Below are 15823 nucleotides of genomic sequence, written 5' to 3'. Positions count from 1 at the left end.
ATCCTTGTTGTCTTGTCACTGCCGGATAGGCAGTGGATCCATGAGTCGGCGCTTGTGGCGCCTGTCCGGACAAGCCCCGAGAACGGGGCCGGCCGGCGATCCGGCGATTATATCGTCAAGACGTCCGCTCGAGGCGACCCCGAACCCGCCCGATCCCGACGACTCGGGGCGACAGGCGTCGTGGCGGCAGCCAATGAAGTGCGTGAAAGGATGGGGAAATGAGGCGGGAAACGTCAGGCCGTCAGGCGCTCGGCGTGTTCGACCATCAGTTGCAGGGACTCGCGCCCTTTCCAGCGATTGCGGGAAAGCTTGAAGGCGCAGCGCACTCGGTCGCCCAGCGAGATCGGCGCGGCCTCGCCCGGATTGAGCGCGCGGAACCAGATCGCCCGGCTGACCACCGCGTCGCAGGAAAGCTCGAGCATCAGATGATTGCCCTCGGCACCGACCGGGCGCAGTTGCTCGACAAAGAATTCGGCTTCGAACAGCGGCGCGTCGAATTCGCGGCCATAGGGCGCCAGCGCGTCGAGCTCGTCCAGCGTCGCCAGGGTCAATTGCGATGCACTCAGACTGCCATCGGTCCATACGATCGGGAACAGCTCCCGCTCGCCGAGCTGTTCTCGCACGGCCTGCAGGAAAGCGTGGCGAAACGACTCCAGCTCGGCGAGCGGTACACCGACGCCGGCAGCGCCGCGATGCCCCCCGAAACGCGGCAGGCTCGACGGCGACAGCTCGTGGGCCCGCTGCAGCGCGTCGCGCAGATGCAGAGCCTCGATGGAGCGCCCGGAGCCGGTCAGCATGTCCGGCGCGGTAGCGGGCGTCAGCACCAGCGCCGGACGCCCGTAGGACTGGACCAGCCGGGAAGCGACGATGCCCTGCACGCCAGCGTGCCCCTCCGGCAGATGAATCACCAGCGCCGGCAGGTTGTCCGCCAGCTGCGGCTTGGCCAGCGCGCGGGCGCTTTCGACCATGTCGGCCTCGAGCGCCTTGCGGGCCTGGTTGTCATCATCCAGCACCTGGAGATGCTGGCGGGCGACGCCATCCTCGGCGGCCAGCATGTAGTGCAGCGCGGCGTAGGGGTCGTCCAGCCGCGAGCGGGCATTGATTCGCGGCCCCATCTGGAAGGCCAGCGTCTCGGCATTGAACGGCACGCTGTCGGCACCCAGGCGTTCCGCCATGACCCGCCAGCAGGCAGCCTCCATCCGATTGATCAGCCGCAGGCCGTAGGTCACGACCGCGCGATTGGCGGCACTCGCCCCCAGCGACACGCAATCCGCCACCGTCCCCAGGGCCACATAGGAGAGCCAGGGCGAAAGCTTGGGCGTCGACGACGACAGCACGCCCTGCTCGATCAGGACCGAGCGGGTCAGCGACATCATCAGCCACGCCACCATGCAGCCGGCGATGGTCTTGTCCGGATACCCGCAGTCCGAGCGCGTGGGATTGATCGTGGCGTAGGCGGAAGCCGGCGGCCCTTCGATCGGCAGCGCGTGGTGGTCTGTGACGACGACGTCGATCCCCGCTTCGCGCAGGCGCGCGATCCGCGGTTCGTCGGAGGAGCCGCAGTCGGCAGTGATCACCAGGCTGGGGCGCGGCTTCAGCGCCAGCGTGCGCTCGACCAGCGGTAGGCTGATGCCGTAACCGTCGTTGATGCGGTGGCCGATCAGGCTGTGCAGCTTCGCGGACGGCACGCCGAACAGCTCGGTCATCGAGCGCAGCATCACCACATGCGAGGTGATGCCGTCGACATCGTAGTCGGTCAGGATGCCGACATGCTCGCCCTCGCTCACCGCCCGCGCGATGCGCTCGGCGCCACGGCGGGCATCGCACAGCTGTTCGGGATGGCTGAGATAGCGCAGCGCCGGTGCGGTCAGCGCCTCCAGCGGGCCGTCGTGTCCCGGCAGACGTCCGGCGAGAATCCGTGCCTGCAGCTCGCTCAGCCCGGCGGCCAGCCCGCGCCGATAGACATCCTCGTCGCGCGGACGCGGCTGGATGCGGCAGCGGGCGTAATCTGGCTTGGCAGCGGCGTCAAGCATTGGTCACGCTCAGCGACGGTTGTCGGCGACGAATGCCTGTACCGCTTTCAACTCGGCGGGCAGCACGCTGTAACGCTCTTCGCGCTCGAGCAGGTCATCCATATGAGGCGGCAGCGGCACGCCGGAGAAGCCGGCCCGGACCACGGCTTCGGCAAACTTGGCCGGATGCGCCGTCGCCAGCGTGATCATCGGCGTCACCGCATCGGCGCGTGCCTGCTCCGCCGCCCGGTACCCGGTGGCAGTGTGCGGGTCGAGCAGCTCCTTGGTGCGATGATGCGCGTCGCGAATGGTCTCGAGAATGGCGTCGTCGTCGACGCTGAAACTGGAGAACTTCTCGCGCAGCCTGGCAAGCGGCGCCTCGGCCAGCACGGCCGGCTCCTGCTGGAAGCGCTCGAGCAGCTCGCGTACCGCATCACCGTCGCGGTCGTAGGCGTCGAACAGCAACCGCTCGAAGTTGGACGACACGACGATATCCATCGACGGGGCCAACGTTGCCGCCAGGTCGCGCTTGGAGAAGTCGTTGTCGGCCAATGTGCGGTGCAGGATGTCGTTGGCGTTGGTGGCGATGATGAACTGCTTGACCGGCAGGCCCATCTTGTAGGCCATGTAGCCTGCGAAGAGGTTGCCGAAGTTGGCCGACGGCACGCAGAAGCTGACTTCGCGATGCGGCGCGCCCAGCGCCACGCCGGCAGCGACGTAGTAGACGATCTGGGCCATGATGCGCGCCCAGTTGATCGAGTTGACCGCCACCAGCCGTGCGCCATCGAGGAACGCCTGGTTGGCGAAGCTCGCCTTGACCATCGCCTGGGCATCGTCGAAGTTGCCCTCGATGGCGATGTTGAAAACGTTGTCCGCCAGCACCGTGGTCATCTGGCGCCGCTGCACCTCGGAGACCCGGTTGTGCGGATGGAGGATGAAGATATCCAGATGATCGCAGTGGCGGCAGCCTTCGATCGCCGCCGAGCCGGTGTCACCGGAGGTGGCGCCCATGATCACCGCCCGTTCGCCGCGCTTGGCCAGGAAATGATCGAGAATGCGCCCCAGCAGCTGCAGCGCGACATCCTTGAATGCCAGCGTCGGGCCGTGGAACAGCTCGAGCAGAAAGTGGTTGGCATCGAGCTGGTTGAGCGGGACGACGGCGTCGTGGCTGAAGGTCGCGTAGGCATCGCGCACCAGCCCGCGGAAGGTTTCATCGTCGATCTCGCCGCCGACGAACGGCTTCATCACCCGGAAAGCGATATCGGCGTAGGAGAGCCCCGCCATCGAGGCCAGCTCCTCCCGCGACAGCTGCGGCACCGTCTCCGGCACGTATAGGCCGCCATCGACGGCCATGCCGGTCAGTACCACTTCCTCGAAATTGAGCGCCGGCGCCTGGCCGCGCGTACTGATGTAACGCATATTTCACTCCGTGAGTGACGAGCTTCGAGCTGCGGGCTTCGAGCACAACCCGCTCGGGGCTCGCGGCTTACAGCTCGGAACTGAAGTTATTACTGCTCGTCCAGCGACTCGACACGAATCCGCGTGACCGGCCCGGCGATATCGGCCAGCGATTCCAGTTGGCGAATCGCATCGTTCATGTGCTGCTCGCGGGTGCGATGCGTCAGCAGGATGATCGGCACCAGTTCGCCTTCGGTGGCTTCCTTCTGGATGATCGCCTCGATCGAGATGGTCTGCTCGGACAGGATCGTCGCGACTCGCGCCAGCACGCCAGGGCGGTCCACCGCCAGCAGGCGCAGGTAGTAGGCCGTGACGATCTCTTCCATCGGCAGGATCGGCAGCGCGTTGGCTTCGTCGTTGATGCCGCTGAAAGCAAGATAGGGCACACGGTAACGATGCGCGGTGGCAATGTTGCGCGCGACGTCCAGCAGGTCGGCGACCACTGCCGAGGCCGTGGGTTCAGCGCCGGCACCGGCACCATAGTAGAGCGTCGGGCCGACGGCGTCGCCCATCACGGCAATGGCATTCTTGACGCCATGCACGTTGGCCAGCAGCCGTTCCTTCGGAATCAGGGTCGGGTGGACGCGCAGCTCGACGCCATTGTCGCCCCGCCGGGTAATGCCCAGATGCTTGATGGTGTAGCCCAGGTTATCGGCCTGCTCGACGTCTTCGGCAGTGATCCGGGCGATGCCCTCGGTGTAGGCACGATCGAACTGCAGCGGCACGCCATAGGCGATGGAGGCCAGGATCGTCAGCTTGTGGGCGGCATCGATGCCCTCGACATCGAAGGTCGGATCGGCTTCGGCATAACCCAGCGCCTGTGCCTCGGCGAGCACGTCCTCGAACGCCCGGCCCTCGTCGCGCATGTGGGTCAGGATGTAGTTGCCGGTGCCGTTGATGATGCCGGCCAGCCACTGGATGCGATTGGCGCCGAGGCCTTCGCGCAGCGACTTGATCACCGGGATGCCACCGGCCACGGCAGCCTCGAAGGCGACGATGACGCCCTTCTTGTGGGCTGCCTGGAAGATTTCGTTGCCGTGAACGGCGATCAGCGCCTTGTTGGCGGTCACGACGTGCTTGCCATGTTCGATCGCGGTCATGACCAGCTCGCGAGCGACGTCGTAGCCGCCGATCAGCTCGACCAGCACGTCGATGTCGGGATTGCGCGCGACTTCGAAAATGTCGCGTGTCACCTTGACCCCGGAAGTGTCGCAGTCAGGATTGTCGCGCCGCGCACCCACCTGCTCGATGACGATGGGGCGACCCGCCCGACGAGCGATCTCGTCGGCGTTGCGCGTCAGAACGTCGAAGGTGCCACCGCCCACGGTGCCCAGCCCGCAGATACCCACTCTCACCGGATCCAAGATGTCGCTCTCCCCTGCTGATATTGACTCGCCGCATCGCCCTCCGGAGCGGAAGCCGCTGTCACGGCTTCCCATTCTTTGCTGTACGGATTCCCGGCACAAAGCGCCCTGAAGGGCGGTCACGGTAGAAAGCCCAGCCCCCCTTGTCAAGCGGACTCGCGGGTATCCTGCCGGGTATCAGCTATCGCCGCTGGCATCGATGCCGAGCATGGCCGCCAACCGCTTCGCCGGCAGGTATCCCGGCACCATCTTGCCATCGGGGAAAATGATCGCGGGCGTGCCCTGGATTCCCGATTCGACGCCCAGTTGATACTGCGACGCGATGGGAGCCTGGCAACTTTTCGACGCTTCCACGCTGTCACCGCGGAATGCCGCGCTCATCGCTTCCGAGCGATTGTCGGCACACCACACCTCGGCGAGCTGTCGCGCCGCATCCGAATTGGGCCCCATCCGGGGGAAGGCCAGATAGTCGACCTGAATGCCCATGTCGTTGAGCTGGGACATCTCGGCGTGCAGCTTGTGGCAGTACGGGCAGGTGGGATCGGTGAACACGGTGAGCCTGGCCTTGACCTCGCCGGCCGGCTTGTAGATCACGCGCTGCTCCTCGGGCACGGCGTCGACCAGGGCCTTGCGTCGCTGGTTGGCCGCCTGTTCGGTCAGGTTGACCATGCCGTCCTCGGCATTCTGGTAAAGATCGCCGACGATCAGATACTGGCCTTCGGCATCCGAGTAGAGCGTGTTGCCGCCACGCAGGCGGACTTCATAGAGCCCGGGTACCGGAGAGTCGTCGATGGCTTCGATCGGCAGAGGCTGCCCCCCGTGCGCGTTGAGCTTGTCGGCAAGATCGGCCGGCGGCTCGGCCGATACAGCCGGTGCCAGAACGGCAGCCAGCAAGGCGACGGTGGACAACAGTAGACGACTTCTCATGTTCAACCTCTCGGGTGGTGTTGAGCGTGCAGCGCTTCCAGACGCGCCTGGGCCACGTGGGTGTAGATCTGCGTGGTCGACAGGTCGCTGTGACCCAGCAGCATCTGTACGACACGCAAATTGGCCCCATGATTCAATAGATGGGTCGCAAAGGCATGGCGAAGGGTATGCGGCGACAGCGGCTTGTCGATGGCCGCGAGCTGCGCATAGTGCTTGAGCCGGTGCCAGAAGGTCTGGCGAGTCATGAAGCCATCACGGCGCCCGGGAAACAGCGGCGGCTGGCGGATGTCGTTCATTAGCTCGTTGCGGCCCTGGCGCAGATAACGCTCGATCCAGGCCATGGCTTCTTCGCCCAGCGGCACGAGTCGTTCCTTGTCGCCCTTGCCGCGGATCAGCACCACGCCCTGGCGCAGATTGACCGCCGATACGGTCAATCCCACCAGCTCGGAGACGCGCAGACCGCAGGCGTAGAGCACTTCCAGCATGGCGCGATCGCGCAGGCCCAGCGCGGTCTCCACGTCCGGCGCCATCAGCAGCCGATCCACGTCGTGCTCCTCGAGGGTCGAGGGCAACCCGGGCCGCACTCGCGGCGAGTGAACCTCCGCCAGCGGGTCGTGACTCATCAGCCCTTCGGCCAGCGCCCAGCGGTAGAAGCGTCGCAGGCAGGAGAGCTGCCGTGCGATGGAACGGGTGTGATAGCGCTCGCGACAGGACTCGACGAAATCGGCCAGGGTAGTCTCGCCGGGCGCCAGCAGCCGCTCGTCCTGTGCCTCGAGATAGACGATCCACGCCGTCAGATCGCGGCGGTAGGCGCTCAGCGTATGCTCGCTGACGCCCCGCTCCAGCCATAGCGCATCGAGAAAGGCATCGCGTCGGTCGTGATCGTTCATGCAGCTCCGAAGCGAAAGTGAGGATGGTGGTAAAGAGCATCATCATAACGCGGAAACCCCGCGAGCCGAACGACTCGCGGGGTTTCCGTTGCTCCTGCCGGGCACGCTCCCGAGGATGACCGGGAGCGTGTAAGTCAGCGGCTTGCGCCGACTCAGCCCAGCTTTTCCTTGATGCGGGCAGACTTGCCGCTGCGCTCGCGGAGGTAGTAGAGCTTGGCCTGACGCACGTCACCGCGACGCTTGACTTCGATACCGGCCACCAGCGGGCTGTAGGTCTGGAAAGTACGCTCGACGCCAACACCGTGAGAGATCTTGCGCACGGTGAAAGCGGAGTTCAGACCGCGGTTACGCTTGCCGATGACGACGCCTTCGAAAGCCTGGAGACGCTCGCGGCTGCCTTCCACGACCTTGACCTGGACGACGATGGTGTCACCGGGCGCGAACGCCGGGACTTCCTTGCTCATCTGCTCGTCTTCGAGCGCCTGGATCACTTTACTCTTGCTGCTCATGTCTTGCTCCTCGTTGAAGAAACGTCTTCGAAAGACGTTTCGTGATCCCGACGCCCGTCCGACAAGCGGTCGGGGCGGAATCGGACTCGTGGATGACGCATGTCGACGACTATTGCATTCGAACATCACGCTATTCGGAGGTCCGTTCGAAGGTCTGTCGCCTCATGCACCGCCGTCGCCGGAAGACGCGCTTCCCGCGACGTGTTCGTCGATGAATTCGTCGAGCAGCTTGCGCTGTTCACGATCCAACGTTCGGCTCTCCAGCAAATCCGGGCGCCTGAGCCAGGTGCGCCCGAGGGATTGCTTCAGTCGCCAGCGGCGGATCAACTCGTGATTGCCGCTGAGCAGGACATCCGGCACCCGATGGCCGTCGATCACTTCCGGCCGCGTATAGTGCGGGCAGTCCAGCAGGCCATCGGCAAACGAATCCTCGCTGGCCGAGGCACTGTGCCCCAGCACACCGGGCACTTCGCGCGCCAGCGCATCGATCATCACCATCGCCGGCAGCTCGCCACCGCTGAGAACGTAGTCGCCGATCGACCACTCCTCATCGATGTCGGCTTCGACCACGCGCTCGTCGATGCCTTCATAACGGCCCGCCACGACGATCAGGCCATCGCGCGAAGCCAGCTCGCGCGCCCCGGCCTGATCCAGCCTGCGCCCCTGAGGCGACAGGTAGATCACGCTGGGCCGATGACCGGCGGCTTCCGCCCCGGCGCGCGCATCCGACAATGCGCCGCGCAAGGTATCGACTTTCATCAGCATGCCGGGGCCGCCCCCATAGGGGCGATCGTCGACCGTGCGATGTCTGTCCGTGGCGTAATCCCGGGGGTTCCAGAAAGCCATTTCCAGCAGGCCACGCTCGACGGCGCGACCGGTAACCCCATGCCGGGTAATGGCCTCGAACATCTCCGGGAACAGGGAGACGACACCAATCCACACGGTACGCTTCTCCTACCCGCCGCCAACTATCGGCCGTTCGCCGCTTCACGAAATCGCCGCGTCATGTCTGTCGACGTACAGCGCTTCAGAAAGCGGGGTCCCAGTCGACGATCATGAGTCGTCCAGCCAGATCGACCTGAACGATCACGTCGTCAGGCAGAAACGGCAACAATCGCTCGCGATCGTCGAGACTGCCCTCGGAGGGCTTGACCACCAGCACATCGTTGGCACCCGTCTCGAAGAGATGATCGATTCGCCCCAGCTTGACGCCATCGCGAGTCTCGACCTCGAGCCCTTCCAGCTGATGCCAGTAATATTCGCCGCTATCCAGTTCGGGTAGCGCCGTTTTCTCGATCGACACCTCGGCGCCGGCCCATTGCTCTGCCAGCTCCCGCGTGTCGATACCTTCCAGTCGTACCACCAGACTCTTGCCCTGCGGCCGCGCGTCGAGCAGACGTCGCGACTGGCGTTGCCCCTGCATCGACAATATCCAAACTGGATAGTCGAAGATGCCCTGGGCCGGACTGGTGTACGAATAGACCTTGAGCCAACCCTTCACACCGTGCGGGCTGGTCAGACGCCCCAGCACCACGTGCTGCGTCTCGTCATTCTGCATGGGCTTGTCCTGCTCGGCTTTCGGCAAGGGGTCACCCGACAGCGTTTCGCGAGCCGCTTGCGGCATGATGATCGAACTCAGGCCTGAGCTTTGCGAGCTTCTTTGACCAGCTCGGCCACGCGATCGGAAACCTGCGCACCCTGGGACTGCCAGTGGGTGATGCGGTCCAGATCGACACGCAGGCGTTCTTCCTGGCCGCGAGCGACCGGGTTGAAGAAGCCGACGCGCTCGATGAAGCGGCCATCGCGGGAAACGCGAGAATCGCTAACGGTCAGGTGATAGAAGGGACGCTTCTTGGCGCCACCACGTGCCAGACGAATGGTTACCATTGCGTTGATAATCCTTCGGTTAAGTTAATCGTTACGCCACGGATTCGAGTCTTCTCGGACACTCGCCCGAGACGAAGACGCAGCATTCTACGGAAAACACCCTGTCTTGGGAACCTTTTGTTGCGACGCACGGGCGAATCAGCGCCGGGGAAAGCCGCCGCCCATTCCCCCCATACCACCCATGCCACCGGGACCACCAGGGCCGCCAGGGCCTCCGCCGCCCATCATGCCGGACATGCCGCGCATCATCTTCTGCATGCCGCCCTTCTGGCCGGCCTTCTTCATCATCTTCTGCATCTGCTTGTGCTGCTTGAGCAGACGGTTGAGATCCGGCACCTGGAGACCGGCACCGGCGGCAATGCGGCGCTTGCGCGAGCCGTTGATGATTTCGGGCTTGCGTCGCTCCTGGGGCGTCATCGAGTTGATCAGCGACTCGAGCTTGCCGAACTCCTGCTCGGCCCCCTTGTTCTGGGCCATTTCCGCCATCTGCCCCATGCCCGGCAGCTTGGACATCAACCCGCCCATGCCGCCCATTTTCTTGAGCTGCTGAAGCTGGTCGCGGAAATCCTCGAGATCGAAGCCCTGCCCTTTCTTGACCTTCTTGGCGAGTCGCTCGGCCTTGCCCTTGTCGACATTGCGCTCGGCCTCCTCGATCAGCGACAGCACGTCGCCCATGCCGAGAATGCGCGACGCCACGCGATCGGGGTGGAACGGTTCCAGGGCATCGACCTTTTCGCCCATCCCCATGAACTTGATCGGCTTGCCGGTGATATGACGCACAGAAAGCGCCGCACCGCCGCGCGCGTCACCATCGGCCTTGGTCAAGATGACGCCGGTCAGCGGCAGCGCGTCATGGAACGCCTTGGCGGTGTTGGCGGCATCCTGGCCGGTCATGGCATCGACGACGAACAGCGTCTCCTGCGGCTGAATCGCCTGGTTCAGAGCCTGGATCTCCGCCATCATCGCTTCGTCCACCGCCAGCCGGCCGGCGGTATCGACGATCACCACGTCATGGAACTGGATCTTGGCGTGCTTGATCGCCGCTTCGGCGATCGCCACCGGCTGCTGGGCACTGGTCGACGGGAAGAAGTCGACCTCGACCTCCCGGGCAAGGGTCTCGAGCTGATCGATGGCCGCCGGGCGGTAGACGTCGGCGGAAACCACCAGCACCTTCTTGTTCTCGCGCTCGCGCAGGAACTTCGCCAGCTTGGCCACGGAGGTAGTCTTGCCCGCACCCTGCAGACCGGCCATGAGCACGACCGCGGGCGAGCCACGCAGCGTCAGCGCCTCGTTGGCCTGCCCCATGATCGCTTCCAGCTCCTGCTGGACGATCTTGACGAACTGCTGCCCCGGGGAGAGGCTCTTGGAGACCTCCTGGCCAACGGCACGCTCGCGCACGCGATCGACGAAGTCCTTGACCACGGGCAAGGCAACGTCGGCTTCGAGCAAGGCCCGGCGCACTTCACGCAAGGTGTCCTTGATGTTGTCTTCGGTCAGACGCGCCTGGCCGGTAATCGACTTGAGCGTCTGCGACAGGCGATTGGAGAGACTTTCGAACATGAAACGCTCCGGGCAACGATGCCTGGCGCCACCGATGCTCGAACTCAAGCTCGCGGCGCCGCTAGAAGGAATGTGGTCAGCATTATACGCATGGATGGGGCTTGGCTCCATGCGGCCTGATTCACACAGTTCGGCTGCATGCGGCTATGGCTGGGCGAGTTGGCAGTGATTGGGTATAGTAACCGCGAAACGCGATTGCCTATCATCTAGCACATCCGCATCCCGTACTCTTTTCATCGTCATGGCGGTCGTCAGTCACCGCTCACGAGGCCAAAACACCGATGCCGGCGCTTCCTTTCGCCCTTGTCGCTATTGTCTGCTATCTCGCCGCCGGGCTGTGGCAAAGCCTGAGCCTCGCCCGACGCGTCGGCGAACGTCCGAACTGGGTCCGCGGCGCCGGGCTGATCGCCCTGGCATGCCACACCCTCATCGTCGCGCTGGCGATCGTCGGCCCCCACGGCCTGCACCTGGGGCTGACCCAGAGCGCGGCGCTGGTGGGCTGGCTGGTCGTGGCGCTGCTGCTGCTCGCCAGCCTGTTCAAGCCCGTGCTCAACGCGGGGGTCTGCGTCTTTCCGCTGGCTGCCGTCACCGTCGTCGGCGTCGTCGGCATGCCCAGCCGGATGATCGAGTCCGGGGTATCGCCGGGCCTCTACTTGCACATCCTGAGTTCGGTCGCCGCCTTCTCCTTCCTGGCCATCGCCGCCGTTCAGGCAGCGCTGCTGGGCTTCCAGCACCATGCTCTCAAACGCCGCCAGACGGGCGGCATCGTTCAGGTGCTGCCGCCGTTGACCCGCATGGAACAATTGCTGTTCGAACTGATCTGGTGCGGCATGCTGCTGCTGACGCTCGCCATCATCAGCGGCTTCCTGTTCGTGGACAACCTGTTCGCCCAGCACCTGGCCCACAAGACCATCCTGTCGCTGCTGGCATGGCTGATCTTCGCCGGCCTGCTGGCCGGGCACCACTATCTGGGCTGGCGTGGCCAGAAGGCGGTACGCTGGACGCTGACCGGCGTCGGCGTGCTGATACTGGCCTTCTTCGGCACCAAGTTCGTGCTGGAATACGTCTTCCACTACAACGCCTGAGACATGCCCCGAGTCGACAGCCGTGCCGGGTGCGGCTGTCGGCGGCGTTGACAGGGTTCGGCTAACGCCCTACAACAACCTGACAACTCCTGAGGAATTCCCCGCCTTGAGCGATGACATACCCTTGGGCCTCATGCTGGGCCTGTTGTTCATTCTGGTTTGCCTGTCAGCCTTCTTCTCCAGTTCCGAAACCGGCATGATGTCGATCAACCGCTACCGGTTGAATCACCAGGCCAATGCCGGATCCCGTTCGGCCAAGCGCGTCGTCGAGCTGCTCAAGCGTCCCGATCGCCTGCTGGGCGTGATACTGATCGGCAACAACCTGATCAACAACCTTGCGGCTTCGATCGCAACCATCGTCGCCATTCACTTCTTCGGGGATGTATCGGGACCCGCCATCGCCACGCTGGTACTGACGATCATCGTGCTGATCTTCGGCGAAGTGACCCCCAAGACCTATGCCGCCATCAAGCCCGACCGCATCGCCCTACCCGCCTCGCTGATCCTTGCGCCACTGCTGAGACTTTTCTATCCCGTGGTCTGGCTGGTCAATGCCATTTCCAACGGGCTTCTGCGCCTCATCGGCGTTCGCCACCTGGACGCCGGTGCCGACAGCCTCACCCGTGACGAGCTTCGCAGCGTGGTTCACGAGGCGGGGCCGATGATCCCCAGCCGTCACCAGGCGATGCTGCTGTCGATCCTCGATCTGGAAAATGTCACCGTCAACGACATCATGGTCCCGCGTCACGAGATCGTCGGTCTCAATCTCGACGACGATCTGGAAACGCTGCTGGCCCAGATTCGCCAGAGTCAGCACACCCGCCTGCCGATCTTCAAGGGCGACATCAACAACATCATCGGCATTCTGCACCTGCGCAACGCTTCGCGGTTTCTCTCCAAACCGGATCTTCAGAAAGCCGCGATCGTACAGGAAGCCCGTGAACCCTATTTCATTCCGGAGTCGACCCCGCTGCATACGCAACTGCTCAATTTCCAGCAGCAGAAGCGTCGGATCGGGGTGGTGGTTGACGAGTACGGAGACGTGCAAGGATTGGCGACGCTGGAGGACATTCTGGAAGAGATCGTGGGCGAGTTCACCACCGATGTCGCCGGCACTTATCGGGACATCCACCCGCAGCCCGACGGCAGCTACGTGATCGAAGGTACGGCCAATATCCGCGAAGTCAACAAGGCACTGGGCTGGCAGCTGCCGACGGATGGCCCCAAGACCTTGAACGGCCTGATCCTCGAGGAGCTGGAATCCTTTCCCGACGCTCAGGTCTGCCTGCAGATCGGCACGAGCCGCCTGGAGATTCTGGAGATCGGCGACAACCTGATCACCTCGGCACGCTGCTGGCAGCAAGGCGTCCGGCGCCGTGCTACCGAATAGCCCCGAATAGACCCGAATAGACCGGGGCTCAAGGCGCGCCGACTTCCCTCGTGGAGCTGGCGGCCGATGACCCGCCAGGGAGTGATTCGCTACGCTAGATCGGGCCGCCCAGCCTCCTGGCCAGGCTTTGATCGGCAGCGCGCTTGAGACCTCGGACCCGTCGCTCCAGGGTTCTGCGCGGCGAATAGCCTGCCGGTATCGGCTCGCCGAAGACCAGCAGGACCCGCGCCCGCAAACGGCGCGGCCATTTGGTCAGCGCCTTGCCATCCTTGTTGGAGGTCCAGGATCCCCACAGGCCCGACAGCGCCGCCGGTACCACCGGCACCGGGTCTCGCGCCAGCACCAGGTCCAGCCCTCGCCGGAAAGCCTGCACCTCGCCATCCGGCGTCAGCCGCCCTTCTGGGAAGATCATCACTACCTCGCCGTTGCGCAGTGCCCGGCTGACCTCTTCCAGCGCACGCCGCACGCCGCCCGGATCGCGCCGGTCGGAGTCCACCGGAATCGCCCCGGCAATCCGGAAGAACCAGTTGATCCAGGGATTCTCGTAGATCGGCCGATCCATCATGAAGCGCAGCGGACGAGGGCAGGCGCCGCCGAGTACCAGCGCATCCATGAAGCTGACATGGTTGCAGACCACCAGCGCCGGGCCAGTGGCCGGCACATGATGACGGCCGCGACAGCGAAGCCGATAGAGCACCTGGACCAGGGCGAAGATCAACAGCCGCAGCGCCGGTCTCGGGTTGCGCATCAGCAGCGCGACGCCGACCAGCAGAGCGGCCCAGCCGAGACAGGCGAACAGCACGAAGAGCGACAGCTTCATCACGCTGAGCACCAGGATCCCGAACACGGCGGAGAGGATCATGAACAGCGCATTGAGGATATTGTTGGCGGCGATCATGCGCGCCCTTCGCTCTTCGCGACTGGCCAGTTGCATCAGAGTGTAGAGCGGCACGCTATAGAGACCGCCGCCCAGCCCCACCAGCGCCAGCAGCGTGCTCATCTGCCAGAACTCGGTCATTGCCAGCAGTTCACCCAGCGCCAGCTGTTCACCGGCCAAGCCCGATTGCGATGCCAGCTCGATGCCCGAGACCCCGATGACCAGCGCCCCGAGCGGCACCAGCCCCAGTTCCAGGCGGCCTGCCGACAACCGCGAGCAGAGCAGCGCGCCGAGCCCGACACCGACCGCGAAAGCCCCCAGCAGAAAGCTGACCGCCCCTTCGCTGCCGTGGACCACGTCACGCACCCAGGCGGGCAGTTGGGTGAGATAACAGGCCCCGAGAAACCAGAAGAAGCTGATACCGATCAGCGCGGGGCGCACGCGCTTTTCACTCAGGCCATCCCGCATCACCTGCCAGGTGCCCGAAAACGGACGCCACGGCACACGGCCAGCCACGCTCGGTGGCGCCTCGGGAATGCCCAGGCTGGCGACGACGCCGATCAGCGCGATGACGATCAGGCTGGCCGCGATCGCCGCCCGCTCCAGGGCGCCGTCCAGCGAAGCCAGCACGCCGGCCAGCAGCGTTCCCAGCAGGATCGACACGAAAGTGCCCAGATTGACCCAGGCATTGCCCTTGACCAGTTCGGTGGCGGCGAGATGTTGCGGCAGGATGGCGTACTTGACCGGCCCGAACAGCGCAGACTGCGTGCCCATCATGAACAGCAGCGCCAGCAGCAGGCCAAAGAGTTCGAACCAGACCGCCACCGCCGCCGCGATCATCGTAGCAAGCTCCAGCAGCTTGAGACGGCGCACCAGCCGCTGCTTGTCGAGGTGGTCGGCGAGCGTGCCGCCCCAGGCGGAGAACAGAAAGAAAGGCAAGATGAACAGCCCCGCTGCCAGATTGTTGAGCAACCCCGTATCCCAGCCGTAGCGAGGCACGGCGACGAAGGTCAACAGCAGCAGCAGAACGTTCTTGAACAGGTTGTCGTTGAACGCCCCCAGCGCCTGAGTCCAGAAGAACGGGGCAAAACGGCGTTGGGTCAGCAATCCCGAGATCACGTGGCGTCCGGCTGATAACGCAGGCCATTGAGGGTCATCGTCAGCAGTTGATCGAGCAGCTCGCCGACTTCCATCGGCTGCTCCTGCCAATAGCCGAGACGATCGTTCAGCCCCAATTGGACCAGACCGTGGACACTGCCCCAGAGGGTTCTTGCCATGCGGCGGGCACCGGCATCGTCGAGCGCCGGCTGATGCGCCTTGAGCGCGCTCTCGACACGAAGGAACAGCGCTTCGATGATATGGCTCTGGCGCTCGTCCAGTTCCCCCTCGTCCGCCAGCGGATATTCGAACAGCATCTGCCAACGGTAGGGTTCATGCTGGGCAAACTGCCAGTAGGCGGTCGCCAGCGCCTTGAGCTGCGGTTCCGGATCGGCATCCTCGAGCCAGGAGACCGCGGCCCCCATGCGATCGAGCGTCTCGATATTGACGTACTGCAGCAGGTTGCTGAAGCTGCCGTAGAGCTTGAGCAGCGTACTCGGTGCACAGCCCACATCGCGAGCCAGGGAGCGCAGCGACAGCGTATGCACGGGATTGTCTCGCAGCCAGGCATCACAGGCCGCCATGACCTGAGCATGGAGCGCCTCGGGAGCGTGCTGTCGCGGTCGAGCCATGAAGTTCCTCGCTCGGAATAGTGTCGAATCGCTGCCGATGGTCCGGGGGCCGGAAAATATTGTTGTCGACTTAAAATCGAACAGCGTTTCTCAGCATATCGCCATACCGCGCAAACGCAAGCACCTGGGGCATT

General features: G+C 64.4%; 14 protein-coding genes. 2 read left to right on the top strand and 12 right to left on the bottom strand.

Annotation, left to right across the window (positions count from 1 at the left end; all coding sequences use genetic code 11):
• Positions 1-233: 233 nt before the first annotated feature.
• From BC443_RS10355 to ffh, 10 genes are all read right to left on the bottom strand, one after another.
• Complete coding sequence (locus BC443_RS10355; protein WP_071231759.1) at positions 234-2033, bottom strand: DHH family phosphoesterase; 1800 nt, start codon at positions 2031-2033, stop codon at positions 234-236.
• A gap of 9 nt (positions 2034-2042) precedes the next feature.
• Complete coding sequence (gene thrC, locus BC443_RS10350; protein ID WP_071231758.1) at positions 2043-3431, bottom strand: threonine synthase; 1389 nt, start codon at positions 3429-3431, stop codon at positions 2043-2045.
• Between the two features lie 89 nt (positions 3432-3520).
• On the bottom strand, positions 3521-4834 hold the full coding sequence (locus BC443_RS10345) for a homoserine dehydrogenase (protein ID WP_071231757.1): 1314 nt from the start codon (positions 4832-4834) through the stop codon (positions 3521-3523).
• Between the two features lie 177 nt (positions 4835-5011).
• Complete coding sequence (locus BC443_RS10340; protein ID WP_071231756.1) at positions 5012-5761, bottom strand: DsbC family protein; 750 nt, start codon at positions 5759-5761, stop codon at positions 5012-5014.
• A gap of 2 nt (positions 5762-5763) precedes the next feature.
• On the bottom strand, positions 5764-6651 hold the full coding sequence (xerD, locus tag BC443_RS10335) for a site-specific tyrosine recombinase XerD (RefSeq protein WP_071231755.1): 888 nt from the start codon (positions 6649-6651) through the stop codon (positions 5764-5766).
• 152 nt (positions 6652-6803) lie between these two features.
• A complete protein-coding gene (rplS, locus tag BC443_RS10330; protein ID WP_071231754.1) occupies positions 6804-7160 on the bottom strand; it encodes a 50S ribosomal protein L19 in 357 nt (118 codons plus the stop codon).
• Positions 7161-7322: 162 nt separating this feature from the next.
• Positions 7323-8102 (bottom strand): tRNA (guanosine(37)-N1)-methyltransferase TrmD, encoded by a 780-nt coding sequence (gene trmD, locus BC443_RS10325; protein WP_071231753.1) that lies wholly within the window; start codon positions 8100-8102, stop codon positions 7323-7325.
• Between the two features lie 85 nt (positions 8103-8187).
• A complete protein-coding gene (gene rimM, locus BC443_RS10320; RefSeq protein WP_071231908.1) occupies positions 8188-8718 on the bottom strand; it encodes a ribosome maturation factor RimM in 531 nt (176 codons plus the stop codon).
• Positions 8719-8795: 77 nt separating this feature from the next.
• Positions 8796-9047, bottom strand: coding sequence for a 30S ribosomal protein S16 (gene rpsP, locus BC443_RS10315; protein ID WP_071231752.1), 252 nt, complete (start codon positions 9045-9047; stop codon positions 8796-8798).
• 138 nt (positions 9048-9185) lie between these two features.
• Positions 9186-10607, bottom strand: a complete 1422-nt coding sequence (gene ffh, locus BC443_RS10310) for a signal recognition particle protein (protein WP_071231751.1) — start codon at positions 10605-10607, stop codon at positions 9186-9188.
• A gap of 281 nt (positions 10608-10888) precedes the next feature.
• Between ffh and ccsA the strand changes: the two genes are divergently transcribed.
• Positions 10889-11692 (top strand): cytochrome c biogenesis protein CcsA, encoded by an 804-nt coding sequence (ccsA, locus tag BC443_RS10305; protein WP_071231750.1) that lies wholly within the window; start codon positions 10889-10891, stop codon positions 11690-11692.
• A 106-nt stretch (positions 11693-11798) separates the two neighbouring features.
• Entirely contained in the window at positions 11799-13082 is a 1284-nt protein-coding gene (locus BC443_RS10300; protein WP_071231749.1) for an HlyC/CorC family transporter, read from the top strand.
• Positions 13083-13176: 94 nt separating this feature from the next.
• Here BC443_RS10300 and BC443_RS10295 read toward each other — a convergent pair whose 3' ends face one another.
• Positions 13177-15078, bottom strand: coding sequence for an MFS transporter (locus tag BC443_RS10295; protein WP_071231748.1), 1902 nt, complete (start codon positions 15076-15078; stop codon positions 13177-13179).
• Positions 15075-15689, bottom strand: coding sequence for a TetR-like C-terminal domain-containing protein (locus BC443_RS10290; protein WP_071231747.1), 615 nt, complete (start codon positions 15687-15689; stop codon positions 15075-15077). Before BC443_RS10290 ends, BC443_RS10295 begins: the two co-directional genes overlap by 4 nt.
• Between the last annotated feature and the right edge of the window lie 134 nt (positions 15690-15823).

This window comes from Salinicola sp. MIT1003, from assembly GCF_001858555.1.
Classification (GTDB): Bacteria; Pseudomonadota; Gammaproteobacteria; order Pseudomonadales; family Halomonadaceae; genus Salinicola; species Salinicola salarius.
Note: the sequence above shows the minus strand (reverse complement) of the source record. Positions and strands in the feature narration are given on the sequence as shown.